Genomic DNA, 23,596 nt, shown 5'->3' with positions numbered 1-23,596 from the left:
GACCGGAACCCCACACCACAGGAGAAGATCTTGAGCGCCCTGCCCGCCCGCGCCGACGCCGTCGTCATCGGCGGGGGAGTCATCGGAACCTCTGCCGCCTACCACCTCGCCGAAGCCGGCGTCGACACCGTACTGCTGGAACGCGCAGGCCTCGGCGGTGGGGCATCCGCGCACACGGCGGGCATGGTCCGCACCTACTTCCCCGGCGCCCCCTCCACGGGGCAAAGGGCCGTGCGCAGCCTGAACGCCTACCACGATTTCGCCCGCCACACCGCGGTGCCCCTCGCCCTGAAGCGCCTCGGGTTCATGGTGCTGTTCACCGACGAGCAGCAGATCGCCGGGTTCGAGGCCGAACAGCGGGCCCAGCGGGCCGTCGGCGTCGAAGTCGGCCTGATCGGCCCCCGCGAGGCGTCCGGGCTCAACCCGCTGGTCGACGAACGCGCGGTCCTGGCCGCCGCCTGGTCTCCCGAGGCGTACCACGTGGACGGCCTCGACATCGTCCGGGGCTACGCCGCCGCCGCCCGTAATCACGGCGCCCGGCTGTTCACCCACACGCCCGTCACACACATCGACGACGACAACACCGTCCACACCCCGCAGGGGCGTATCAAGGCGGACACCATCGTGTGCACGGCCGGCCCGTGGTCCGGCGAGGTGGCATCCATGGCGTCGGTCGACCTGCCGCTGGCACCCCGCACGATGGAGATGCTGTTCACCGACGTCCCGCCGTCCCCGCACCGCGAGATGCCCATGACGATGCACGCCGCGTCCGGCCTGCGCATCCGGTCGTGGAAGGACCGCGTCCTGCTCGCCATGGGCGCGCCCAAGGCCGGCGAGGCACGCGAGGACTGGCTCGGCCGCATCGCGGAGCACCTGGGGACCCTGTTCCCCGCCTTGGACGGCATCGGCCTGCACCGCGCGTGGTCCGGTGACTTCGACGCCGCCCCCGACAACCGCGCCTTGATCGGGGAACACCCCACCCGCCGCTTCCTGTACGCGGCCGGGTTCACCGGCGCGGGCCTGTGCCAGGCGCCCGCGGCCGGCGAGAAGCTCCGCGACCTGCTGATCGCCCAGTAGCCACCTGTTGATCGTCAAGTAGCCCCATAACAGGAAAGAATGCCGTGATTGTTCTTGGATGTAATGGTTTCAGCCGGGTGTCGGAGTTCTTCTCCGAACGCCTCGGTGCGACCGGCATCAACAAGCATTACCTCTTGGGCCACGACGCCGCCGCCGCGCTCCTCGTGGACGGCCGCCTGGTCGCCGCCGTAGAGGAAGAGCGCCTCAACCGGGAGAAGAAGACCACCGACTTCCCCACGCACGCGATCGACTGGTGCCTGAAGGAGGCCGGGATCACGTTCGATGACGTCGACCTGTTCGCCTTCCCCTGGAACTGGTCCACCCGAGTCCGGGACGAGATCCTGGACGGCATCGGCACCTCGCCGTTGACGGAGGAGGCGAAGGCCGCCCTGAGCGGCAACATCGCCGACTTGTTCGACCAGATCGTCAGCCCCGAGGCGATCCTCGCGGACTTCGAAACCCGCACCGGACACCGCCCGGACCCGGCCAAGGTGCGCTTCGTCCCTCACCACCTGGCCCACGCCACGACCGGCTACTACCTCGCCGGCATGAAGGACTCCGCGTTCCTCGTCAGCGACGGCCGCGCCGAACGCTTCTCGACCTTGACGGGTGAGATCCGCGACGGCCGCATCACCGTCTTCGAGGACACGGTCACCGGTGCCGAGTACTCGATCGGCACCCTGTTCTCCGCCATCACCCGCTTCCTCGGCTTCGTCCCGAACAACGACGAGTACAAGGTGATGGGCCTGGCCGGATACACCACGCCGCCGAGCCCCAACCCGTTCGTCGAGCGCCTTCTGACGCTGCACGACGACGGCCGCTACACCTTCGCCAAGCCCCTCCAGACGGACAACCTGCACAGTCACGACGCCCTGTTCGAGGAGTACTTCGGCCCCTTCGAAGACACCCTCGAATACAAGGCCCGCGTCGCCGCCGCCGCGCAGCAGATGCTGAACGTCGCCACCGCCCACCAGGTGAGCCACCTGGAGAAGAGGACGGATCTCGACCGGCTGTTGTTCGAAGGCGGCGTCGCCCTGAACTGCCTGAACAACACCCCGATGTTCGAGGGCTCCCGCTTCGAGGACATGCAGGTCAGCTTCGGTGCCTCCGACACCGGGATCACCATCGGGGCCGCGGCCCACGCCTGGCTCAACCACGCCGACACCGCCCCCGCGGACGTTCTCGCCGCCGCCGCGGAGCCCGTCGGCCCGTACCTGGGCCCGGCCTACGACGACGCCGCGATCGAGGAGGCGCTGGAGGGTTTCACCGGTCGCGTCCGCGTCTCGCGCCTGGACGACGACGAGGTCGTCGAGCACGTGGCGAAGCTCCTGACGGAGAAGGTCGTCATCGGCTGGTTCGAGGGCCGCGTCGAGCACGGGCCCCGCGCGCTGGGGCATCGCAGCATCCTCGCCAACCCCGGGTTCGGCGACATCAAGGACATCATCAACACCCGGGTCAAGCATCGTGAGCCCTTCCGCCCCTTCGCTCCCCTCGTCCTGGAGGAGCAGGCGCCGGAGATCTTCGACATGGGGCGCAAGACCAGCTCCCCGTACATGACGTTCGTCTTCCCCGTCCGCGACGAGTACAAGGACCGCATCCCCGGCGCCGTACACGTGGACGGCACCTCCCGTATCCAGACCCTCACTGACGAGGGGACCCCCCGGCTGACGGCGCTGCTGCGGAAGTTCATCGAACTCACCGACACCCCGTGCCTGATCAACACCTCGTTCAACGTCGCCGGCGAACCCATCGTCTGCACGCCCACGGACGCCCTGAACTGCTTCCTGGGCACCGAGATCGACTACCTGGTCCTCGGCAACCACCTCGTTGCCAAGACCGACCGCGTCAACGCCTAGAAGAAGGAGTACTCCATGCCGATCCAGCGCAAGCACACCATGTACCACTCGACCGTCCTCGACGCCGACCCGGACACCGTGTGGGCGACCGTCCGTGACGCCATGCAGATCCTGGACATCGTCTCCCCCGGCGACCTCGACATCCACCGGGACGTCACCTGGACCGAGGGCGGCTCGGTCGACACGGTCCCGGCCCGTTACGACTTCAAGCTCACGCTCAACGGCCGTCTCGTCCAGCAGGAGATCGCCGCCCGCGACGAGATCAACCGGACCCAGTCCTACCGGGCCGTCGCCCCCACCAGCGGCGTCGCCCGCTACGAGGCCACCATCCGCGTGTTCGCCATCACCAACGACCCCAACCGCAGCTTCTTCGACTGGTCACGGGTCCTGGAGATCGCCGAGGACGCCGACCTGAAGGTGGTCGAGGCCATCATCGACGTGATGGAGAAGCAGACCGACGCCGTACGGGACCACTTCGCCCAGACCGCGCAGACCGCGCAGACCGCGCAGACCGCGCAGTGAGCGAGGTGACGACGCTCGTACTGCTGCGGCACGGCGAAACCCTGCTCACCCCGCAACGGCGGCTCTCCGGCAGCGGAGGGTCCAACCCGGGACTCTCACCGGTCGGACGCCACCAGGCCCAGGCCGCGGCAGACGCCCTCGCCCACCGCGGCGGCATCGAGGCGGTCGTCACCTCACCGATGCGGCGCTGCCGGGAGACCGCGCAGTCCGTGGCGGCGCGCCTCGGCCTGAGCCTCCAGGTCGACCGGGAGCTGCGGGAAGCGGACTTCGGCGCCTGGGAGGGGCTGACCTTCGGGGAAGTCCGCGCACGCTACCCGGACGACCTGAGCGCATGGCTCGCCTCGCCCGAGGTCCCGCCCTCGGGCGCGGGCGAGACGATGCGGGAGGTCACCCGGCGGGTCAACGCCGTACGGGACGGCCTCCTGGCCCGGTACGCCGGCGCCACGGTGCTGGTCGTCTCCCATGTCGGACCGCTCAGGACCCTGATCCGCCTCGCCCTCCAGGCCCCGCCGCACACCCTGTTCCGCATGGAGGTAGCGGCGGCCTCCCTGTCGACGGTGACGTACGACGAGCACGGCACCGCCACGGTGCACGCCCTCAACGACACCCACCACTTGGACTGACCTCCACGCGGAGGGGCCCGGCACACGTCCGTGTGTCGGGCCCTCGGGGTGTCCTTCTCGGCTCTCCTACGCGTCGACCGCGGCCGGGTCGAGGGAGTCGACGTCCTCCATGAAGCTCAGCATCCGGGCGTTGACGATGTCGGGGTGGTCGATCTGCGGGCCGTGTCCGGTCGCGGTGATGATCTCGGCGCGGGCTCCGGGGACGAGGCGCGGTACGCGCTCCAGCTGCCGCTTGGGGTGTACGAGCAGGCTGTGCTTGCCCATGATCACGTAGAGCGGGGTCCGGACGGACCGCAGCTCGTCCTCGGCCAGCGGCAGGGGCGCGGGGCGGCGGATCCGGTATGCGCGGGCTCCGAGATGAATCCACTTGCGCATCTCCGGGCTGGCTATGACCGGCTGGTCCAGCCACTTGGCGAGCCGGGGGCGCAGCGCCTTGGGGGCGAAGGTGGCGAACAGGCTCACGAAGACCCAGGCGAAGAAGCGCAGGCCGACCTTCTCCAGCCCGCCGGGGTCGAGGGCGGTGACGGAGGCGAGCCGTCCGGGCCGGCGGTGGGCCTGGTTGAGCACCAGCCAGCCGCCGTAGGAGGAGCCGACCAGGTGGACCCGGTCGAGGCCGAGGGCGTTGAGGGCCTCGTCCATCCACCGGGCGGCGCGCTCGGGCTGCCACATGGGCTCGCGGTGGACGCTGCGGTTCGCGTCGCCCGGGGTGTCCAGCGCGTAGACGGGTCGGTCGAGGCTGAGACCGGGGGTGTTGGGGTACCACATGGCCGAGCTGTAACCCGCGCCATGGATGAGGACGATCGGGGTCCGGGACTCGGCGGCGGGGTCCGCAGGGCCGTACCGGTAGACGTGGGTGGTGCCGAAGCTGGTCTCCACATCCGTCTCGGAGCGGACGGGTGCCCCCATCGCGTAGAGCACGTCCGCGGCGGCGAAGTAGCGGTCTCGCAGGGTGTCGTTGACGTAGCGGCCGACATCGCGGCGCACACGGGTCGTGGTCTCGGGCACGGGGCACCTCCGGGAAGATCCGTCTTCGTGATACGAACGTACCACGAACTTGGTACGGCGGTACCATAAAAGCGTCCCGGTCGGACCGGGCCGGGCCATGAAGCGACCGACGGGCGGAGCCACCACCACATGCCGAAGCGCGTGGATCACGAGGAACGGCGTGCGCAGATCGCCGAGGCGCTCATCCGGGTCGCGGGGCGGCAGGGGCTGCACGCGGTCGGCATGCGCGACGTGGCCGCGGAGGCAGGTGTGTCGCTACGGCTGGTGCAGTACTACTTCGAGACGAAGGAGAAGCTGCTCTTCTACGGGCTCCAGCACCTGACCGACCGCTTCACCGCACGGGTCGGTGCCCGTCTGCGCGCCGCCGGCACCGACCCGGGCCCCCGCGCGACCGTCGAGGCGCTGCTCCTGGCCTCCCTCCCGGTCGACGAGGAGAGTCGCACCTTCCACCTGCTCTACAGCTCCTACTCGATCATGTCGGTGACCGACGAGGCCCTGGCCGCCCAGCCCTTCATCGACAACCCCGACGCCGCGGAGAACGCCGTGACCGGCCTGCTCGAACAGGCCCAGGCGTCAGGCCTGATCGCTCCCGGCATCGCCGCCCGCACGGAGGCGATCAGCCTGCTCGCGATGACGGCGACCATGGGCACCAGCATCCTCGTGGGCCAGCGCACCCCGGAGTCGGCCATCTCGGTCCTGACCCACCACCTGGACCGCATCTTCTCGCCCGACGCGACCTGACGGACGGACATCCCGCAGGCGGGGCCGGTCATCGCGCCGGCGGCCGGCCCACGGCCTCGGCAGCCGACCTGACCGAGCCGACCGGGCCGGGCTGTGCGGGCACGAGTGCGGACTCTCCCCGGGCCGGAGCCCGCCCCTTCCGGAAGCCCGACGGCCGGAAGGTGCGCGGCCACAGGCAGGCCAAGGACCGGTAGAAGCGATCCGGAAGGAAAACGGCATCCGCGACGATCATCACACCGGAGAAGATCGGAAGCCCCAGGAGGACCGCGATCCCCAGGTGCAGGCTCACCAGCATGACCAGGACGGGGTATTTGAGCCTGCCGAACAGGACGAAGGGGAACGCGACCTGCAGCAGCACCGTCAGGTAGCCGGCGATGGCGATCGCGACCGGGTGTGCGTCCAACAGGAGGGACAGCGCGGGCCAAGGCCGGAAGAGGTCGAGGTTCAGCACGTAGTGGAGGGCGGTCCCGTTGCCCCAGGAGCTGCCCTGCACCTTGTACAGGCCCGCGGAACCGTAGAGAAAGCAGACCTGGGCGGCGATGACGAACATGCCGCAGTTGTGCAACACGGTGCTCGCGGTGCGACCGAACTCGCGGAATCGGCGCAGGTGCCGCCCGCCGTCCGCTGCCCCGCTCGCCCTCCTGCGTGCGTCCAGGGACCAGCGGCGGCCGCACGCCGTGAAGCCGAGGTACACGGCCATGAGGAGGAAGAGGTTGTCGCCTCCGTCCGTCATGAAGACCGCCCGGGCGTGGAACGACGTCACCATTACCGCGAACAGCAAGGACACCGCTCTGGTGCGCCAACCGAGCATGAACAGTACGGACGCCACGACCGCCGCCGCGTAGCAGCACTCGAAGTACGCACGGCTGTCGGAAAGGGTGAGGATGCTGAACCACCCGGTCTGGTCGAACAACTGCCGCGCCAGCTCCGGCGTCCAGGGTGACCCCGGACCCCAGATCGCGTCACGGTGCGGGAACTCACGGAGCAGGAAGAGGAAGTAGAGCAGTCCGTACCCGATGCGCAGGACCGCCGCGGCGTACAAGGAGACCGGCCGCTCGGTCAGCAGGGCGACGAGTACGCCCATGCGATCGAGCACGCGCTGCCCGGCCGGTCGGGCAGGTGCGACTGTCGGTGTCGGTGTCGGTGTCGGTGTCGGTGTCGGTGTCGGCTCAGTCTGTTCCACGGGGGGCCACCTTCCACCAGGGCAGGTAACGGGTGTCGAGGGGTGCGGGAGGGCGGGTGGCACTTGAGGCGCCCGGGGCGGTGACGGGGAATGTGATCACCCGAAGCTGGATCGAGTCGAAGGAACGGCGCCCCTGCGCGGCCACGCGGTCCGCCGCGATGTTGCGCAGGTACGTCCGCATCATCACCGCCCGCTCCGAACGCGGCTCGTCGTCACCGCCGAACGCTTCGAGGTAGGAGCTCCAGGCTCGGCGCAGCATGTTCTGCGCCGTGTGGCTGGGGAAGGGGTCGTGCTCGACGGCGGAATCGTCCGTGGCGCTGAGGTCGAACCAGCCGCTCACCCGCACGCTGCCGTCCGGGGCGGCATACCTGGTCCTCGCCGAAATCCGTCGGTTGACCGACTCCGGGTCCGGGGCGAAGAGGCGCCAGTTCTGCTCGAAGAGCGGATAGACCCAGGCGTTGATCGGCCCGCTGTAAAGCTGGGAGACGGCGTTCGCCGGCGCCACGTGCAGAAAGACGACGAGCACATGGATCAGCGCCGTTGCCAGGCACAGGACGACGAAGGCGCCTGTGCCCACCCCCAGCGGTCGGCGCGGTCCGGAGGCGCCCGAGCACGACTCCGGACCGCCGTCGAGGCCCCCCACCGCAGGCCCGGGTCCCGAGTGCTCCGATTCCTCCACGTCCGCCGACGTGACGCCACCCGACACGATCCCACCCGACCTTCCCATCCCGACTGCTCATCCATCCGCTCCTTCCGGCTTGCGCGAGCGGCGCGCGACGGAACCGAGAACGATCCGCCGCGCGCCACCCGCCCTACCGGGCGTCGCACGTGACTGCCTGGGCCTTCAGGCCGCCGTCGGAGGTACGCGCGACTCACCGCGTACGATCCGCACCGCGTGCGGAGTGCTCACTCGTCGTGGCCCCAGCCGTCGTGCTCGTCGCCCTGACCGCCGTACCCGTTGTCGGGCTCCTTGGGCTGATCGTGGTCGGGGCCTTCGTGGTTCCCGTAGTCGGGCCCCTCGTGGTGCCCGTCCTCCGGTCCGCCGTGTTCCCCGTGGTCGGGTCGGCCCGGCTTGTCGTGCTTGCCGTGCCCAGGCCACCCGGGGACGTCATGGCCAGGCCAACCGGGCTTGCCGGGCTTGCCGGGCGGCTTGGGAACACCGCCGGTTGTGCCACCGTTGGTTCCTGCCGTCGTCGCGCCCGTGACGCCACCCGTGGTGGTACCGGCGACGAGGCCACCGCCCGTCGTCACCCCGCCGAGCACGCCGCCGAGCAGGCCACCATTGGTGCCGCCCGTGGTCGCACCGCCCAGTACGCCGCCGAGCAGGCCGCCGGTGGCGGTGCCACCCGTCGTGGGACCACCGGTCGTGGTGCCACCGGTGGTCGGGCCACCGGTCGTGGTGCCACCGGTGGTCGGGCCACCGGTCGTGGTGCCGGCGATGACGCCGCCCGTGACCAGACCGCCCGTGGTTCCGCCGGTGGTGCCGGCGGCGCACGTCCCGCGGTTGATCGTGTTGGTGTCCATCGTCACCGCGCCGTTACGAGCCAGCGCCCGTCCGTCGATGTCCGCGCCCGTGGTCAAGGAGATGGAGGTCAGGGCGATGATGGTGCCGACGAAGTTGGTCTCGGTGCCGAGGGTGGCCGAACTTCCCACCTGCCAGTACACGTTGCAGGGGGAGGCCCCGTTGATGAGGGACACGTTGCTGGAGCTCGCCGTGGTCAGACCAGAACCGATCTGGAACACCCACACGGCGTTGGGGTTGCCCTGGGCGTCCAATGTCAGGGTGCCGGTGAGTCCGAGGGTGGAGGGGGCGGTGTACACACCCGGAACGAGCGTCAGGCCCCCGGCGTCCGGGGGAAGCACTGCGTCCGCCGCCTGTCCGGCGGCGTTGTCGTACGCCACGACCAGGTCGCTCTTGGCCTGGAGGCCCACGGGGTCGACCGGGCCGGAGTGCACGGTGCCGTTCACGGTCCCGGGCGGGAATCCGCTGATGGCTGTTCCCGGACTCACTCCGAGGTCACCGGTGATGACCGTGGGGCCGGTGTTGGTGATTTCCGAGCCGGCCAGCACGGCAAAGCCGGCGACCGTGCCCAGGGGTACGGGTGTCGCGATCGCTTGCGCCCGGGTCGGCGTCACCGCGACCACGGCAGAGGCGAGCACCGTGGCGAGTACCGTCGCGATCCAGACCGGCGTCGTGCGCCGTAGCGCCGCGCCAGAGATTTTCAGCGTCATCGAGGGGCCAACTCCTGTGAGTGGGTGGTGGCGTAATTGACGGTCTCGACCGCACAGGACCGTCTCGCTGTCGCTGGCATATTACGGAGAAAAGTGCGAAGGGCCGGGATGTGCTCGGCGATTCCCGTGACATCCGCCATTCGCCGCCGAAGGGCCGGTAATGCAAATAATCGCATCGGCTCAATGGGCCTTGTGGGGGAAATTCATATACCGCGGCCCCAGGACCCGGCTCTCCGCAATCCACAAGGCGACGGCGGGACCGAATTGATCGGAGCCCCTGCGCGACACGACCCCAGGACGGATCCAACTCCGCCTGGGGCATGGCAATCTGGCGACCGGAACAAGGTCTCGGAGCAGAGGAACACACCCCGTGGGCGTCGACATCAATCCCACCGTGATCAGGCGCCGGTTGGGATCGGAGCTACGCCGGCTCCGGCAGGCCGGCGGTATGACGACGCAGCAAGTGGCGGAGCGATTGTTGATCTCCCAACCCAAGATCAGCCTCTTGGAGAACGGCCGCCGCCTCATCAAGCCGCGCGACGTGCGCGATCTCTGCCGGCTGTACGGAGTCCACGACCAGCGGCTCGTCGACGACCTGATGCGCCTGGCCGGGGAATCGGGCCGACAGGGCTGGTGGAACACCTACGGCGACATCCCGTACGGCGCCTACATCGGCCTGGAGGCCGAGGCGACCGCGATCCGGACCTACGAGCCCCTGGTGATCCCGGGCCTGCTGCAAACCCCCGCCTACGCCCGGGAGGTCATCGCAGGAACGATCCCTCAAGCCACCGTCGAGCAGGCCGCCACCCGCCTCCGGGTGCGGCTGCGGCGTCAGGGCCGGCTGGGTGTCGGCGGCGACCCGCTTCGCTTGTGGGCCGTGCTGGACGAATCGGCGCTGCGGCGCGTCGTGGGCAGCCGCGAGATCATGCGGGAGCAACTGGAGCATTTGACCCACCTCGGTGCCCGGCCGCACATCACCGTGCAGGTCCTTCCTCACGGGGTGGGGGCGCACCCGGGCGTCTCGGGACAGTTCTCGCTGCTCGAATTCGCCGACGCCACCGATGCGAGTGTGGTGTATCTGGAAAGGTTCACCAGCGACCTTTATCTGGAGAAACGATCCGACGTGCGACTCTACAGCGACCTTTACGCGCATGTGCAGGCCCGGGCGCTGAGCCCCCAGCGCACCGTGCAGTTCATCACCGAAACCCTCAAGGCATACGCCGACACGGAATTCGTCCCGAACGCCGGCTCCTCACTCCGACCGGACGCATAAGGGCGGCTGGGAGAACGGGCCTTCGCGTGCGTCGGGCAACCCGGGCGCCCACTGGTTCGATCGACTGCTGTGCCGCCCCTACCGGCGCGTTGTGGCACGGCCTTTCGTCATCCGCGCCATTCGATCAGAACGAGCGTCGCGTCGTCCGAGGTGGCTTCGCGACGTGCCCGCATGAGCGTGCGGGACGGTTCCCGGGCCACCGCGCGGATTCCGTGGTCAGCCTGCTCCAGCTGGATTCACCCAGCCGATCAGCTGCTCTTCGCGGAATTGGTCCTGTCCGCTTTCGTGTTCTTCGATCAGACCATCGGTGAAGCAGAGGACGCGGTCGCCCGGCTCCAGCGCCACCGTGCTGACCTGCGGCTGGGCCGTGCGTACGCCGTCTGGACAGCCCCACGACCCTCCCCGTCGGCTTCGGAGGAACTGGAGGCGCCCCGTGTCGGTGTCCAAGCGCATCATCTGGGCGGTCACGAACGGTCATCCTGTTGCCTCCAACCGGGCGGCAGGCCGGCGTCCGGCTGCACGGGCGGCGTCGCCTCCAGGATGCTCCCCGGCGACCGGGCACGCCACGCGGATCCCGGTGCCCGGCGGCTCCCCCACCCGGATTCCCCGGTGGGTCGGCGCCTGCGCCCCGGAGCTTTCGCGGACCACACCGTCCGCCCGGCATGCGAGCCCCGCGCACATCGGCCGATGATGGCAGTACGGCCGAACACGCGGAGCTGACCATGACGGGTTGGCATGTGAGGGACTACGTCTCGGAGGATCTCGAAGCAGTGATCCGAGTCGACGCCGAGAGCGGTACGGCCGAAGAGCCGTCCCTCTTCCCGCTGTCGGACGCCGTGGCGTCCCTCCAGGCCCTCCACCCGGCGGTGGTGGCCACCGCGGACGACGTGGTGGTCGGCGCCGCGGTGAGCAGGGTGGAGGGAGAGCGGGCGTGGATCCTGCGCATCTGCATGGCGCCCGCCTGGCGGCACCAAGGGCTGGGCAGCGACCTGATCACTGCCCTGGAGCACCGGCTGTTCGCCTGTGGCGTCCGAACGGTGCACGCGGCCTTGCCCGAGGGCGAGACCGGTGCCACCGCCCTGCACAACTGTGGCTTCGGCGCACGTCCGGGCCTGGTCTTCTTCGAGAAGCGCGGACGAGTGACCCCGCAGGCGGTCAGCATGCTGGCCTCGCTGGGAGCGGAGCTGCCCCCCGGCGGACTGTGGCAGAGGGTCGCGGGCATGCAGCGGGAGAAGGAGCTCATCGAGCGGCGCCTGGTCCTGCCGCTGGCCCATCCGGAAATGGCCGCCCGGCACGGGGTGGAGCTGCCGCGGGCAGTGATGCTGTTCGGTCCGCCCGGCACGGGGAAGAGCACGTTCGCGCACGCGATCGCCAGCCGTCTGGGATGGCCGTTCCTCGAACTGTTCCCCGCCCGGCTGGCTGCCGAGTACGGGCTGGCGAGCGGGCTGAACCGGCGCTTCGACGAGATCGCCCGGCTCGACCACGTATTGGTCCTCATCGACGAGGTCGAGGAGATCGCGGGGACCCGCAGCGGTGCGGACGCGACCGCGGTCGCTGTCGTCAACGAACTACTCAAGGCGATCGTCCGGTTCCGGGGCCAGGACGGGCGGCTGCTCGTCTGCGCCACGAACGACGTCACCACCCTCGACTCCGCGTTCCTGCGGCACGGCCGTTTCGACTACGTGCTGCCGATCGGCCCGCCCGACGGCCGGGCGAGGACGGCGCTGTGGGAGAGCTACCTGGCACGAGCGGGCGCGGAAGCCGACAGCGAGGTGCTGGCGTCCGCCAGCGAGGGGTTCACCCCCGCCGACATCGCCCATGTGGCGCGTACCGTCTCCCAGGCCCAGTTCGAGCGCACCTTCGACACCGGAACCCGGTCCCGCCCCACCACCGAGGACTACCTGGGCACCATCAGCGAGACCAGGCCCACGGTCAGCGCGGCCATGGCCCTGCAGTTCGCCCGTCAGACCGAGAAGTTCGCCCGCTTCTAGGAGTGTCCTGGGGACCAGGCGGGGCCCGCGGCCGTCTCCTCCTCCTCGGCCTCCATGAGCCGGATGCCCTCGTGGGTGAGAGTGACCATCGCGGGAGTGTTGCCGGGTTCCCAGTCGACGGTGATCAGGCCTTCGCCCGCCAGGTAGGTGCAGGCGGCGGCCAGGTCCTGTTCCGGTATGTGGAGGTCGCACCGCAGTCGCGCTCCGGTGATGCCGAGGAGCCGATTGCCTTCGACGGCTTCGTAAAGGACCCGGAGCACCTGTCCGCGGTAGGTCTTGCGTTCGCGCAGTGTGGCCATGACCGCGTCCTTTCGTGTGCGGGAGTGGGGTCCGGGGCCGTCCCGTCAGGGCTCTTCAGATCTCGTAGGAGTGCGCGCCGGCGCCGGTCTCGGTGTACTTACCGTGGGCGTGGTTCCCTCCAGGACGCGCGCGAGGCCGGCAGGTCGGGGCGCCGTGGCGCCCCGACCGCTGCCCCCGGTCGGAGGAAGGTCCGTTCCTCACCGGTCGGCATCCGTGTGGTGGGCTCGACGACCGGTGTCGTCCGGCAGGCCGGGGGGCCTCGGCAGGGGCTCGCTGAAGTGGTGGGCGGTGATCCGCGCGTCGTGCTGCGCGTTCAGCAGATGGATCCAGTACATGCCTACGCCGATCGCGAGGACGATCACGGCAATGAGGACGAGGGTCTCCACGGAGCTCACCTCCAGCCGTTCGCGGACCGCGGGAGGGCGCTGCGTCCGAACGGCTCCCCGAAGGGGGACATGCAGGCTCCGCCTTCGCTCTCCCAGCCGGCTTCCCCGCGCTGGGTGTCGCGGATGCCGCGCCCGATGACGGTCTCGTTGGCCATCAGGACTTCGGCGGTGAGGACGCTGCCCGGGATCGCCGCGGCCGCCATCAGGCGGGCCGCGGCCGCGGGTGCGGTCTCGGGCGGGATGACGAGGAGGTCCCAGCGGCCGACGGTGTAGGAGAGCAGGATCAGCTTGTCGGGGTCCTGTTCGGTGAACCAGCCCACGTGCAGCGTGCGCCCGTCCACGGCAACCTTGTGCGGTACGACGGGCCAGCGGGTGGGGTTCACCGTGACGCGGGTGATGTGCCCGCAGGGTTCCTCCAGGGCGGCGACGAGCGGTGGGAGCTCGGCCGCGAGGTCGCGGGAGCGGGGCCACCAAGCCCCGTCCAACTGGCCGGCGAGCGCGCTCTTCGGGGTGAGGGACAAGCGGGCGGGGACGGCTGCGGCGAGGTCGCGGGGCGCGGGCCGGTCGAAGGTGGTGGTCATGGAGTGGACCTGCCCCCGGGCTGCCCGTCGGCAGCCCGGCATCTAGGCGATCGCCGGAAACGACACCCGCGTGAAGGCCGGTGTGCGAAGTACTCCCGGTAGTTTCACTGTACGCCTGTTCGGCTGGGTTTGGCCGTTCTGACCTGGCATTTTACGACCCGACGCCGAGTCCACGCCGGTCGATCCGAGAGCGCGGCGCCGCCGTGGCGGGCCGCCCCTTCTCGTCCGACGCCGGGCGGGACGCGACGGAGCCCGGCCGGAAGTGCCGCGTACCGGCCGGGCTCCGGGCGCTCCGTGCCCTGGTCAAAGCCCCTCGTCGTGCAGGTCCTCTTCGCGCAGGAGGCCGTCCTCGCCACGGCTCGCGGCCTTCTTCCCTCCGGGCTTGCGCCCCTGTTCACGCGACTGCCTTCCCGGTCGGGGCTGCGCGGGGTCTCCGGGGCGATGGTGTTCCCGCGCCTCGCTGCCCTTGCCCGGTTCCTGATGCTTGTCCTGTGGACCGTTCATGACGGCGCTCCTCGTGAAGCGTGGGTGTAAGGATTGCTCTCCGATCACGCTGCCACGCACAGCGAAGGCCCGCATGACGGCGACTGCCAAGCGAGGCGCACGCATGACGCCCCGCGGGTCGCCCTCGCACCAGGCGATGACCGAAGGCAGCCGCCTGGATTTTCGAGTAGCGCCAGGGAACCAAACCGCAGCACACCGAAGGCTCTTGTGACACACGAGGGCACGCGAGCCCGGCGGGCTACGCACAACAAACAAGCCCCAGGTCGTTGACCTGGGGCTTTGTCGTGGAGCGGATGATCGAACCCGCGCTATAAGCTTGGGAATCAGTGCAGCTCGAACTGACTATATGTCTCCTGACCAGCGGATACGCCTCTTCATCGAGCCTGCCGAGAGGCTCTGTTTTCGCCTCTGATGACCGCGGTTCACCGCTCTGAAGGGCACGGATGGGGCACGCGCCCCGCCGGGCGAAGGTGAGGGGCTGTTGGGGCCTGTCGGGCGGAGCTTCTGGGCGAGGGCCCGCTTGGGCGTGGTCCGCTTCACGCCCGCAAGCGGTGGACGACCTACGTCGTCATGTGGTCGCGGGTGTCGAAGGCAACAGCCCTCTCCATGCCGGTTCCGCGCGCCGCTGCGCGCTGTGCGGAGCGGTGTCGATCGGTCAGCCCGCTTCGAGACGGGTTTTGGCGCTGCCGAAATCTCGTGCGGGACCGAGTGCCGGGCTTTTGCGGATGCCGAACTCGTGCTGGAGCGCTGCGAGGGCGGCGTGATAGCCGGACATGCCGTGCACTCCCGGGCTGGTGGTGTTGCGGCTGAGCACAGGTATACGCCGGGGATGGGAAGGCGGTAGGGGTTCGTGCGGGGGGCAGGCCGCAGAAGCGATTGACTGATGGTCATGGCGCCGGTGCCGATGTCACCTCCGACGTAGTTGGGGTTGTACTCCTCGTACTGGGCGGTGGAGATGCCTCGCTGCGCGATGACGGTGTCGCGGAAGCCGGGCGCGTACCGCTCGATGCAGGCTGTGATCAGCTCGACCGGGTCGCTGGTGACGCCCTTGGGTACGTGGGCGTAGGCCCATAGCGGGTTCTTGCCGGGGCGCGCTCGTTCCGGATCTGCGGCGACCGGGTCCACGACGAGGACGAATGGTTCGTCGGCGAGAACGCCGGCCGCCGTCGTGGTCTGGCTGCGGAAGACGTCGGCCCGGGTGCCGCCCAGATGGACGGTGGTGGCCTGGCCGACGGCTCTGTTGGCCCAGGGAACGCGCTCGGTGACGAGGAAGTCGGCCTTGGCCGCCCCGGGACCGTAGGTGTAGCGCGCCAGGGCTCGCCGGTACCGGGTGGGGAGACGTCCAGCGGTGATGCGGACCAATGTCTTGGGGCTGAGGTCCAGGAGGACGGCCTTGGACCGGGGCAGTTCGGCCAGGTCCGAGATCCGCCGACCGGTGTGGAACGTGCCACCGTGCGCGGTGATCTCGGCAGCCAGGGCATCGGCGATCCGGGCGCTCCCGCCGCGGGGGACCGGCCAGCCGCTGCCGTGAGCCAGGTGGCCGATAGAAATCTTCCGGTAGCCCTTCGCGCATTTTCGGCCATCCGGGGCGCAGATTGCTCGAACGGTAAGGTTCGAGAAGGCCCCGGGTTATGTTGGAACGGAGAGGCCGAGGGCCGCGAAAGTCTGGCTCATGCGCCCGCTTGCTGCTTCGCGGCGAGAGCGTTGAGGAGCGCGGCGCCGCGTTCGGCATCGTCAATGCTCACGGCGAACTCGGGGCCCTTGCGGAGGTGGATGACCGGGCATTCGCCGGACCGGAGCATGACGGTGATTCCCAGCCCGCTGAGCCGGTAGCCCCAGCCGCCTACCTGCGCCGGCCTGCGGTTTTCCACGCGCGCCGAGACGATGTTGCCTGCCGTCCAACGGCGCGCCGGCCAGCCCAGGGGACCGAAGGAAACCTCCAGCCCGGCCTCCGTGACGCGTGCTTGCACCGAGGCGAAGGCGAACATCCCGAGCGAGGCGAATGCGAACGGAGTGATCAGGGCCCACTCCACGCCGATCAGGCCGCCTGCGGCTGCCGCAGTGCCGGCCACGGCCACCAGGCCCGTGAGCACGCCGCCGCCGTACCGGCCGGAAGGACAGCAACCGCAGCCCCCACAGCCGCTGGTACTGCTGCCCGTCGGGTGAGTACGACATGTGCGGTGGCTTCTCCGGCTGGTACTGCCCCGTCGGGGCGGGGTGGGACTGCTTCCGTTCGAATGATGAACGAACGGTCGCGGCCGCCCTCGTGCCAACGGTGGACGGGAAGGATCACGGTGCTCGGGCGCAAGGTCATCCCCACGAGCCCACGACTGCCACACAGGGCCTTGGAGGGCGACATCTGAGCTTATGTCAGGTCCGTGGTCGCCTGATCGTGTGGCTCTGGGCATTCGGCCTCCCCGACGACACCGAACACCGCCAGCGTCTGGATCGGCAATCAGAAAGACCGCCGTGACGGGCTCGACGCCGCGCCGCTCCGCGCGCTCGCCGAGTTCGGTACCGACTGCGCGCGGTGAAAGGCAGAACTCTGTCCTTGACTGGCAGAAGGCGCATCTACCGCGAAGACGGTGTCACAACGGTCGCGGACATAATCGTTGTGGGTGGCGATGACGACGGCACACCCGGCGTCGCTCATCTCGCGCAGGATGTCGACGACCATGACGGTGTTGGTGTGGTCTAGCGCGCCGGTCGGTTCGTCGGCAAGTACGAGTGCCGGCTGCTTGACCATGAGCCGGGCAAGGGCGACACGCTGTTGTTCGCCGCCGCTGAGGTAGTGGATCTTTTCCTTCTCACGCCCGGCGAGACCGACGCGGTCGAGGGCCTCGGTGATGGTGACGCGGGTGGTGTTCCTCAGCGAGCGCCGGGGCTTGACGGCGGCCTCTAGATTGGCGGCGACGGTGGCGTTTTCGATCAGGGCATAGTTTTGGAAGAGGTAGCCGAGTACCTCTCGGCGGAAGCGTCGGGTCTGACGCGGGTTGAAGCGGGTGATGTCCTTGCCTTCGTGCAGGATCGCGCCCTCGCTCGGCGCCTCAAGCAGTCCCAGGCAGTTGAGGAGAGTGGACTTTCCTGATCCGCTGGGGCCGACCAGGGCGAGGATTTCGCCGCCCTTCACGGTCAGCGTGACATCCGACCACAGGGTCCGCCGGCCGAAGGACTTTGACAGGTTCTCGATATCGATCACGGTGGTGCTCCTGCTGTGTGAAAGGGTGCGAACGGGACTCATCCTTCGGTCGCCCCTTCCTTGACGATGCGGCGATGGAAGGCTGCCAGTGCGAGGAGCACAGCCCCGACCTCGATTGTGACCAGCCCACTGGTAAGGGCCAGATCCAAAGCGCTGATCTGCACCGCCGCGCTGGGTGCGGGCATCCCCATGGCCTTGAACTCCTCCAGATCCTGGTTCTGCTGCCAGATGTGGAAGGGCACCCAGCCGGCCAGGAGAAGGGCGAGGATGCCCTCGACGGCCAGCACTGAGCGGTGACTTGCAGCGAATCTCCAGCCGCTGATGTGTTTGACGAAGATGGCCTGGGCGTTCTTTCGCGAGTAGACAATGCAGACGCCGACGCCGGTGATGACAAGCACGACCACTGCCACCGCGAGGTTGAACAGGTACAGCCGGAAGTCGTTGACCGCGTCCCGCATTTGCAGGGCCGCGTTCTGCCCGATTGGCCTGATGGCTATCACATCGTTCTGCAGCTTGTTCGTCTCGATGCCGGCCTGGATGTCGGCGGGGTCGGGGAAGACCACTCCGCCTTGGGTGGCGAACGAGGTGTACGCGTTGTCAGTGAGATAGGCCGACCCGTTGGGGACCACGACGAGGATCGGATCGTCTACGAGTGAGCGGTCTTCCTTGGTGTTGCGGGCGGCGGTGTGGGCTTGGTCGCCGGGGTTGTAGCCGAAGACGCGTTGGCCACTCTTCGCCGGGAGTGTCTGTACCTGGCTCTGCCGGATGCGCTCCGGATGGGCCGGGCTCAAGATGCCTGGGATCTGCGCGGCGATGGTCGAGGTGTGCTGGTTCAGGGACTCGGGCACGATGAGCCGCACTGCGTGATCGTCGGGGCTATTGCCGTCCCGTGGTGCGGGAGCGTACCGGTATCCGGTGGGATCAAGGAGGGTCTGCTCGGTGAGGAAGGTTTCGTTGACGATGAGCATCTCGCCCTGGGGCAGGCCAGAACCGGGGGCGATGTCTTGGAGTTCCCGCCGCCCGGCGACGATGAGTTTGCCTGCGGCGTCGGCTTGACGAAGCCATCCGCCCACGCGTTTTTGCATCTGCTTTATCTCATCGTCGCCGCCCAGGCTGCCATTGAGACGGATGGCAGCGGTGTCGCCCACCTTCGCGTAGATTTCTCGGCTGTCCTGGCGGGCCAGGATGTCCTGGCCCGCCAGGACAGCGGAGGTGGCGATGCTTAGGGCGAGCATCAGGGCAGGTACGCGCACGAGGTAGGCCGAAATGGACGCTGCCCGGGCGGGGAGCTCGCCCTTGAGGGCGCGAAGGACATCGGTCCTGAAGGTGAGGGCGAGCACGGCCGCATGGGTCGCCAGGATCAAGAGGATGAGGAGGCCCGCGATGCCCAGAGTTACCGAAGCGAATAGGCCCAGCCACGCGCATCCGTTGTAGAGGCCGAGGAGCACCAGGACCGCACCGGCCACCGCACCGGCCGCGATCGCTGCGAACGTCGCGAGCTGCCGCAGATCACGGAGAAGGATGTCGGTGAAGGACCTCCCTTGCAGGCGTAGCACTCCGTACGCCTTCGCATTGAGCAGGACACTCGCTCCGGTCATCGTCACGGCGGCGAGAGCAACCACCAGGAAAGACCAGACGAGTACCCCGTCGGAATAGAAGGGCGTCAGTTCCCCGACAGAGAGCGGGTGGTGCGCACTGGCACGTAGGCCGAGACTCTTGAACTGAGCCACCAGTGCGTCCTCGGACCCTGCCGGTCCGAACACGTAGTAGAAGCCTCGCGGGTCCCGCTGCCCGATATCGGCGAGCGGATGCACCTCAGTTCGATAGTCCCGGCCGAAGGACGGATAGCCCTCGTTCAGCCATGACGCCGCGTCGGAGCGCGGGTCACCCGAAGCGAGATACAGGTGCCGAAGACCGTCGGGGTTCTTCAGATCGGGCACTTCGCGGGCCACAGAGATCCTGTGGTCGGCGACGAACGAGGCTAGATCGCGGGCGACTTGTGACCCGCTGGTCGAATCGTCAGAGTCGAGCACCCAGACCACAGCCGAGTGGCCAAGCACCCAGTCCTCGTCCAGCCCCCGCACGAACAGGAACGCCACCACCGCGGAGAACGCGAAGACAGCAGCGTAGATGAATTTGATACCTCGGTGCAGCATCGACTACCTAGATTTGAGCATTTGGGGGAATTTCGTGGCGCTGCTATGGGAAGCGTCAACTGACGATCGACGAGCCAGACTGCGGGGGGCCGGTCCCCCGAACCCCCCGCACGTCAGGCATGGCTACGGGTGGCCCGCAGCGTGGGGGTGCTCAGCCGCAGCTGGAGCGGTAGTACGACTCGTTGCCCCACATCGCCTCGTCCGCGGACGCGTAGGACGTGTTGCCCGCCTTGACGTCGCCGCTCTGCGCGAAGTACTTGCCCTTCACCGAGGAGCCGTGGCACTTCGACTCGTGGTAGAAGTTCGAGTACACCTGGTCGTTGCTGTTGGTGCCGTAGCTCCACTTGCCACCGCTGGCATCGACCGTCTGCGCCAGTGCCGGCGTGGCAAGACCCACAACGATGAAACCGGCCGCGACGGCGGCCTTGATACGGGTGCTGACCTGCATGTTTAGCTCCACTCCATCTTCCGATCACAGTCATGATCGGGAACGAGCCCTCATAGTGCAGACCCGTAAACCCAAGATCAACTAAAAAAATGGGTATGGCTGAAACCGTGCCTGGCGTAACAGTTGTGCCGACGTCCATGCAGCCTGGGCCCACAAGGGTTCGAGAGTCTTTGCAGGGCCAGCGCCCTGGCTAGGGTGCTGGCTGAGATGCATCGACGTGTGCTCGGTGCCAGCGGCTCGCTGGACAAGCCCACCCTCCCCCGCTTCCCCTCTCGGCTGGCCTTCACCTCAAAGACCAGAGTTCCGGCCACCAACAGGGTTGGCTGCTGAACCTCTCGCGTCGGACTCTCTGGCCCGCGGGCGCTGGAGGGCGCGGCGTCCCCCGAGTTGAACCGAGCGTGCTCTCGGAGCGGCGGCCAGTGTTGAGCACCTGACGGCTCCGACGTCTTTGAGCCAGCGGCCCGTGAGGGCCTTGGGGCGCCTCTGATGAGCTCTGGTCCCGTGGGGCCCTGGGGCCAGCAGTCTTAGGCGCCACCGGGAGTAGCGGTGTGGTTTCAGCCATACCGATTTTTTTAGTTGATCTTGGGTTTACGGGTCTGCACTATGAGGGCTCGTTCCCGATCATGACTGTGATCGGAAGATGGAGTGGAGCTAAACATGCAGGTCAGCACCCGTATCAAGGCCGCCGTCGCGGCCGGTTTCATCGTTGTGGGTCTTGCCACGCCGGCACTGGCGCAGTCGGTCGATGTCAGCGGTGGCAAGTGGTTCTACGGCACCAACAGCAACGACCAGGTGTACTCGAACTTCTACCACGCCAAGAACTGCCACGGCTCCTCGGTGAAGGGCAAGTACTTCGCGCAGAGCGGCGACGTCAAGGCGGGCGATACGTCCTACGCGTCCGCGGACGAGGCGATGTGGGGCAACGAGTCGTACTACCGCTCCAGCTGCGGCTGAGCACCCCTACGTTGCGGGCTTCCCATATGACGGCAGCCAGTAGACGCGCCTCAGACGTGGACAGTGGGTGCCCCGTTCATGGCCAAGCGCATGCTTCTTCGTAGACGGCCACCCTGACCGCCTCGAAGTTGCCGAGCCTGACGAGGCCATGCGGGCTGCTCTGCTCTACGCGGCCCGCCTCAAGGAGCTGCGGGGGCACTGAGTGCGCCCACCCGGACGGGGACCGGCCAAGGCCCACACGGGGCCGGCCGGTGCCCGACGCAAGGTAGCCGGAACTGGGGTGCACAGCCTGTCCTCAGGTCCCGGCTTGACCGGAGAGTCACTACTTCAGGGCGGACGGACCGGGGAAGTCTTCGGGAAGTGCGTCCATCAGTAGTTCATCGACCGGCTGCCCCAGCCAGAACCCCGATTGCCGCATACGGACTGTTTGAAGCCGAACTTCTCATAGGTGGAGATCCTGGCCGTGTTCGGTTCCAAGACCTCCAGCCACACTGCGCGTAGTGCGCCGAGGTGGAAGGCCCAGTCGAGCGTTAACCGGGTCGCCTCCTCCGCGTAGCCCTTGCCGTGTTCTCCCGGTGCCACCAGGATCACGTACTCGGCGGTGCGCACGAATGTGTTCACGGTGAGCGTGGTGATGCCGACGGGAGTCATGTCACGGGAGTCATGTCATCGAGGCGGATCACCTCGAACTGCGGGTAATTGTGGTTGCCGCGCTGGCCGGACCATCCGCCTTCGCGCACCTCCCATGCCTGGGGGAACTGGTTGCCGTACCCGAGGAGCGTCCCCGGATCTTTCTCCCAGCGGTGGTAGTCGGGGAGCATCTCGCGGCGGGGTTGGCCGAGGCCGAGCCGGTCACCGCGCAGCAGGATCTGCGGGTCGCTCGCGGGGAACTCGTCTCCGGACCCTTGCGCTTGGGGCCCAGTCCGTCCTGGGCGTGGGTCACGACGTACATGGCGGTTTCGGCCGGCTCCTCCACCGGTCCCCCCCCGCAGCATCCTCTATCCAGGCGTGTAGTCGGACCGGATCGGCTGCGATGCCGTGGCGCCATTCGGCCCGGCGTCCGGCGGCGTCCGGCAGCAGCGTCCCGGCGGTGGACTGCTCCAGGCAGGCCCAGCGGGCCGGCGTGAGGCCCCCCTGAGCCGAGCATGCTGGGTCCGCCACGAGAGGCCGAGAGCAGGCTCGATTGCTAGAGCTCCCGTAGTGAGGTGAGGACCTGCCCCAGAAGGAGTGGGCTGGTCTGGCTGCGACCATCGGGAGCTTCGCTGATGGCGGCCGAGGGGCGGGCCCTCGGCCCAGACGTACTTGCCAGGGTGTGGACGGCGGGTGGTAGCCCCAGCGGGTGGCCATGGTGGCGGTGAGCAGGAGGCCGCGGCCGCCCAGGGCGCTGTCGCTGGGGGACTGGGGTGTCGGCGGTCGGGGGTCGTTGTCGCCGACCAGTAGGACGACGCCCGTCGGGGTTGGCCAGAGGCGCAGAAGGATCGTGTTCGGAGCGGGCCGTGCGGCGTCTGGTGGCCCCAGCGGACGTGCGTGCTGGATGGCGTCGAGCTCCGAGATGAGGAGGCGGGCCACCTCGGTGCCCTCGGAAGGGAACCGCCAGCGCTGGAGGACATTGACTGTGTCGACGGGCCCAGGCAGCAGCGAGGCGGCGCACCTCTGCGCGGTACGTCCTTCGGCCGCAAGTGGCGTAAGGCCCGCGATGCGGTCGGCATGCCGAAGGAGTTCCGCTTCTACGACCTGCGCCACACCGGGAACACGCTCGCCGCCGACGCCGGTGCCAAGCTGAAGGACCTCATGGTCCGCGCGGGCCAGTCCTCGGAGCGGGCCCAGCTGATCTACCAGCACTCCACGAAGGAGCACCAGCGCAGGCTCGCCGACGACATCGACGCCACCGTCCGGTTCCAGCGGGTGCCCGGTGACAGCGGGCGGCCCGGCCCGGCTGGGATCGGGCGTATGTTCGTGCCCTCCCGTCGGCATCCGGTCGGGCCGCTCGGGCGAGGTGATCCGCACAAGAGGCACGGCAACAACCTGACGCCTCGTTAGGGGAGTTATGGCGCGCGAATGGCGCGCGGGCCCCGATAGGTCCAGACAACAAACAAGCCCCAGGTCGCTGACCTGGGGCTTTGTCGTGGAGCGGATGACGGGAATCGAACCCGCGCTATAAGCTTGGGAAGCTCATGTTCTACCATTAAACTACATCCGCATAGGTATCCAGTTGTCTGGAACCTCATCGTTGCCCACTCTACCTCATGATCGACCCCCGGTGAATCCGCCGCGGGGTCGTCGTCGTTCCAGGGGTACAGGAGGGGGCGTGCGGACGGGAGTTGGGGTGTGGCTTAAGGTTCGGAGCGGCGGCTGGAGTGAGTCTGGGTCATCCCCTAATGTGGCGATTCGTCGCAGTACGGCTTGGGGAAAGGGACTCGATGGAGCACACCGTCGTCCGTTGTGCCGAGGGGCACGTTTTCAGCACCGCTTCGTTCCCGTTGCGGCAGCTCGGTGCCGCCCGGATCGGGCCGGGGCGGTTGCTGCGGTGTCCGCGGTGCGCGCGGCTGAGGCACGCCGTGCCCG

At 68.5% G+C, this 23,596-nt stretch carries 23 protein-coding genes, 1 tRNA gene and 2 pseudogenes; 9 read left to right on the top strand and 17 right to left on the bottom strand.

Annotation, left to right across the window (positions count from 1 at the left end; translation table 11 throughout):
- Positions 1-30: 30 nt before the first annotated feature.
- From E6R62_RS00350 to E6R62_RS00335, 4 genes and pseudogenes are all read left to right on the top strand, one after another.
- Entirely contained in the window at positions 31-1,077 is a 1,047-nt protein-coding gene (locus E6R62_RS00350) for an FAD-binding oxidoreductase (protein ID WP_168713926.1), read from the top strand.
- A gap of 44 nt (positions 1,078-1,121) precedes the next feature.
- Entirely contained in the window at positions 1,122-2,933 is a 1,812-nt protein-coding gene (locus tag E6R62_RS00345) for a carbamoyltransferase C-terminal domain-containing protein (RefSeq protein ID WP_136210118.1), read from the top strand.
- A gap of 15 nt (positions 2,934-2,948) precedes the next feature.
- Positions 2,949-3,455 (top strand): SRPBCC family protein, encoded by a 507-nt coding sequence (locus tag E6R62_RS40570; protein WP_136210115.1) that lies wholly within the window; start codon positions 2,949-2,951, stop codon positions 3,453-3,455.
- An 11-nt stretch (positions 3,456-3,466) separates the two neighbouring features.
- Positions 3,467-4,078 (top strand): annotated as a pseudogene (locus E6R62_RS00335) (histidine phosphatase family protein); the annotation flags it as partial.
- 66 nt (positions 4,079-4,144) lie between these two features.
- Here the strand turns inward: E6R62_RS00335 and E6R62_RS00330 are convergent.
- Positions 4,145-5,083 carry an alpha/beta fold hydrolase gene (locus E6R62_RS00330; protein WP_136210112.1) on the bottom strand — a complete coding sequence of 313 codons (939 nt, stop codon included), beginning with the start codon at positions 5,081-5,083 and terminating at the stop codon, positions 4,145-4,147.
- 129 nt (positions 5,084-5,212) lie between these two features.
- Between E6R62_RS00330 and E6R62_RS00325 the strand changes: the two genes are divergently transcribed.
- Positions 5,213-5,824 carry a TetR/AcrR family transcriptional regulator gene (locus E6R62_RS00325; protein WP_136210109.1) on the top strand — a complete coding sequence of 204 codons (612 nt, stop codon included), beginning with the start codon at positions 5,213-5,215 and terminating at the stop codon, positions 5,822-5,824.
- Positions 5,825-5,852: 28 nt separating this feature from the next.
- Here the strand turns inward: E6R62_RS00325 and E6R62_RS00320 are convergent, their stop codons facing one another.
- From E6R62_RS00320 to E6R62_RS00310, 3 genes are all read right to left on the bottom strand, one after another.
- Positions 5,853-6,908, bottom strand: coding sequence for an HTTM domain-containing protein (locus E6R62_RS00320; protein WP_136210107.1), 1,056 nt, complete (start codon positions 6,906-6,908; stop codon positions 5,853-5,855).
- A gap of 85 nt (positions 6,909-6,993) precedes the next feature.
- The gene (locus E6R62_RS00315; RefSeq protein ID WP_240801402.1) at positions 6,994-7,713 is read right to left on the bottom strand and encodes a DUF5819 family protein; all 720 of its coding nucleotides are present in this window, start codon (positions 7,711-7,713) and stop codon (positions 6,994-6,996) included.
- A gap of 200 nt (positions 7,714-7,913) precedes the next feature.
- Complete coding sequence (locus E6R62_RS00310; RefSeq protein ID WP_136210105.1) at positions 7,914-9,239, bottom strand: ice-binding family protein; 1,326 nt, start codon at positions 9,237-9,239, stop codon at positions 7,914-7,916.
- Between the two features lie 370 nt (positions 9,240-9,609).
- Between E6R62_RS00310 and E6R62_RS00305 the strand changes: the two genes are divergently transcribed.
- A complete protein-coding gene (locus E6R62_RS00305; RefSeq protein WP_136210103.1) occupies positions 9,610-10,512 on the top strand; it encodes a helix-turn-helix transcriptional regulator in 903 nt (300 codons plus the stop codon).
- Positions 10,513-10,728: 216 nt separating this feature from the next.
- Here E6R62_RS00305 and E6R62_RS00300 read toward each other — a convergent pair whose 3' ends face one another.
- Positions 10,729-10,980: a SpoIIE family protein phosphatase gene (locus tag E6R62_RS00300; RefSeq protein WP_240801401.1), complete on the bottom strand. Its 252-nt coding sequence runs from the start codon at positions 10,978-10,980 to the stop codon at positions 10,729-10,731.
- Positions 10,981-11,234: 254 nt separating this feature from the next.
- Between E6R62_RS00300 and E6R62_RS00295 the strand changes: the two genes are divergently transcribed.
- Complete coding sequence (locus tag E6R62_RS00295) at positions 11,235-12,503, top strand: ATP-binding protein (RefSeq protein ID WP_136210101.1); 1,269 nt, start codon at positions 11,235-11,237, stop codon at positions 12,501-12,503.
- On the opposite strand, the gene E6R62_RS00290 is transcribed toward E6R62_RS00295, so the two are convergent.
- The 8 genes from E6R62_RS00290 to E6R62_RS00255 all read right to left on the bottom strand — a co-directional run bounded on the left by E6R62_RS00290 (position 12,500) and on the right by E6R62_RS00255 (position 20,077).
- A complete protein-coding gene (locus E6R62_RS00290) occupies positions 12,500-12,802 on the bottom strand; it encodes a hypothetical protein (protein ID WP_136210099.1) in 303 nt (100 codons plus the stop codon). The genes E6R62_RS00295 and E6R62_RS00290 overlap by 4 nt on opposite strands.
- Before the next feature lie 198 nt (positions 12,803-13,000).
- The gene (locus tag E6R62_RS00285) at positions 13,001-13,189 is read right to left on the bottom strand and encodes a hypothetical protein (protein ID WP_136210097.1); all 189 of its coding nucleotides are present in this window, start codon (positions 13,187-13,189) and stop codon (positions 13,001-13,003) included.
- Positions 13,190-13,194: 5 nt separating this feature from the next.
- Positions 13,195-13,770: a DUF5994 family protein gene (locus E6R62_RS00280; RefSeq protein WP_136210095.1), complete on the bottom strand. Its 576-nt coding sequence runs from the start codon at positions 13,768-13,770 to the stop codon at positions 13,195-13,197.
- A gap of 303 nt (positions 13,771-14,073) precedes the next feature.
- On the bottom strand, positions 14,074-14,274 hold the full coding sequence (locus E6R62_RS00275; protein ID WP_136210093.1) for a hypothetical protein: 201 nt from the start codon (positions 14,272-14,274) through the stop codon (positions 14,074-14,076).
- Positions 14,275-15,944: 1,670 nt separating this feature from the next.
- On the bottom strand, positions 15,945-16,367 hold the full coding sequence (locus E6R62_RS00270) for a hypothetical protein (protein ID WP_206308612.1): 423 nt from the start codon (positions 16,365-16,367) through the stop codon (positions 15,945-15,947).
- 362 nt (positions 16,368-16,729) lie between these two features.
- The gene (locus tag E6R62_RS00265; protein WP_136210091.1) at positions 16,730-17,473 is read right to left on the bottom strand and encodes an ATP-binding cassette domain-containing protein; all 744 of its coding nucleotides are present in this window, start codon (positions 17,471-17,473) and stop codon (positions 16,730-16,732) included.
- 38 nt (positions 17,474-17,511) lie between these two features.
- Complete coding sequence (locus E6R62_RS00260) at positions 17,512-19,629, bottom strand: hypothetical protein (RefSeq protein ID WP_136210089.1); 2,118 nt, start codon at positions 19,627-19,629, stop codon at positions 17,512-17,514.
- A gap of 151 nt (positions 19,630-19,780) precedes the next feature.
- Positions 19,781-20,077, bottom strand: coding sequence for a lactococcin 972 family bacteriocin (locus E6R62_RS00255; RefSeq protein WP_136210087.1), 297 nt, complete (start codon positions 20,075-20,077; stop codon positions 19,781-19,783).
- A 657-nt stretch (positions 20,078-20,734) separates the two neighbouring features.
- On the opposite strand from E6R62_RS00255, the gene E6R62_RS00250 reads away from it, so the two are divergent.
- A complete protein-coding gene (locus E6R62_RS00250; protein WP_136210085.1) occupies positions 20,735-21,031 on the top strand; it encodes a lactococcin 972 family bacteriocin in 297 nt (98 codons plus the stop codon).
- 369 nt (positions 21,032-21,400) lie between these two features.
- On the opposite strand, the gene E6R62_RS40565 is transcribed toward E6R62_RS00250, so the two are convergent.
- The 3 genes from E6R62_RS40565 to E6R62_RS00240 all read right to left on the bottom strand — a co-directional run bounded on the left by E6R62_RS40565 (position 21,401) and on the right by E6R62_RS00240 (position 22,282).
- Positions 21,401-21,682 carry a GNAT family N-acetyltransferase gene (locus E6R62_RS40565; protein ID WP_240801400.1) on the bottom strand — a complete coding sequence of 94 codons (282 nt, stop codon included), beginning with the start codon at positions 21,680-21,682 and terminating at the stop codon, positions 21,401-21,403.
- Positions 21,679-21,852, bottom strand: a complete 174-nt coding sequence (locus tag E6R62_RS40560) for a hypothetical protein (protein WP_240801399.1) — start codon at positions 21,850-21,852, stop codon at positions 21,679-21,681. The genes E6R62_RS40565 and E6R62_RS40560 overlap by 4 nt, the downstream gene beginning before the upstream one ends.
- Before the next feature lie 118 nt (positions 21,853-21,970).
- Entirely contained in the window at positions 21,971-22,282 is a 312-nt protein-coding gene (locus tag E6R62_RS00240) for a lasso peptide biosynthesis B2 protein (RefSeq protein ID WP_240801398.1), read from the bottom strand.
- Between the two features lie 393 nt (positions 22,283-22,675).
- Here E6R62_RS00240 and E6R62_RS00230 point away from each other — a divergent pair.
- Positions 22,676-23,071: pseudogene (locus E6R62_RS00230) on the top strand (hypothetical protein); the annotation flags it as partial.
- Positions 23,072-23,157: 86 nt separating this feature from the next.
- Here E6R62_RS00230 and E6R62_RS00225 read toward each other — a convergent pair.
- Positions 23,158-23,231, bottom strand: a tRNA-Gly gene (locus E6R62_RS00225).
- Positions 23,232-23,596: the final 365 nt, after the last annotated feature.

It is taken from the genome of Streptomyces sp. A1136 (assembly GCF_004795055.1).
Taxonomy (GTDB): domain Bacteria; phylum Actinomycetota; class Actinomycetes; order Streptomycetales; family Streptomycetaceae; genus Streptomyces.
The sequence above is the reverse complement of the archived record's forward strand: the minus strand, read 5'-3'. Positions and strand labels throughout refer to the sequence as shown.

What these genes read in the sequence shown, in the direction of transcription:
- E6R62_RS00240 (WP_240801398.1), bottom strand. Translation starts at nt 22,282, where the DNA reads ATGGTCGCAGCCAGACCAGCCCACTCCTTCTGGGGCAGGTCCTCACCT.
- E6R62_RS00320 (WP_136210107.1), bottom strand. Translation starts at nt 6,908, where the DNA reads ATGGGCGTACTCGTCGCCCTGCTGACCGAGCGGCCGGTCTCCTTGTAC.
- E6R62_RS00275 (WP_136210093.1), bottom strand. Translation starts at nt 14,274, where the DNA reads ATGAACGGTCCACAGGACAAGCATCAGGAACCGGGCAAGGGCAGCGAG.
- E6R62_RS00310 (WP_136210105.1), bottom strand. Translation starts at nt 9,239, where the DNA reads ATGACGCTGAAAATCTCTGGCGCGGCGCTACGGCGCACGACGCCGGTC.
- E6R62_RS00290 (WP_136210099.1), bottom strand. Translation starts at nt 12,802, where the DNA reads ATGGCCACACTGCGCGAACGCAAGACCTACCGCGGACAGGTGCTCCGG.
- E6R62_RS00280 (WP_136210095.1), bottom strand. Translation starts at nt 13,770, where the DNA reads ATGACCACCACCTTCGACCGGCCCGCGCCCCGCGACCTCGCCGCAGCC.
- E6R62_RS00260 (WP_136210089.1), bottom strand. Translation starts at nt 19,629, where the DNA reads ATGCTGCACCGAGGTATCAAATTCATCTACGCTGCTGTCTTCGCGTTC.
- E6R62_RS00255 (WP_136210087.1), bottom strand. Translation starts at nt 20,077, where the DNA reads ATGCAGGTCAGCACCCGTATCAAGGCCGCCGTCGCGGCCGGTTTCATC.
- E6R62_RS40565 (WP_240801400.1), bottom strand. Translation starts at nt 21,682, where the DNA reads ATGACTCCCGTCGGCATCACCACGCTCACCGTGAACACATTCGTGCGC.
- E6R62_RS40560 (WP_240801399.1), bottom strand. Translation starts at nt 21,852, where the DNA reads ATGCTCCCCGACTACCACCGCTGGGAGAAAGATCCGGGGACGCTCCTC.
- E6R62_RS00295 (WP_136210101.1), top strand. Translation starts at nt 11,235, where the DNA reads ATGACGGGTTGGCATGTGAGGGACTACGTCTCGGAGGATCTCGAAGCA.
- E6R62_RS40570 (WP_136210115.1), top strand. Translation starts at nt 2,949, where the DNA reads ATGCCGATCCAGCGCAAGCACACCATGTACCACTCGACCGTCCTCGAC.
- E6R62_RS00325 (WP_136210109.1), top strand. Translation starts at nt 5,213, where the DNA reads ATGCCGAAGCGCGTGGATCACGAGGAACGGCGTGCGCAGATCGCCGAG.
- E6R62_RS00250 (WP_136210085.1), top strand. Translation starts at nt 20,735, where the DNA reads ATGCAGGTCAGCACCCGTATCAAGGCCGCCGTCGCGGCCGGTTTCATC.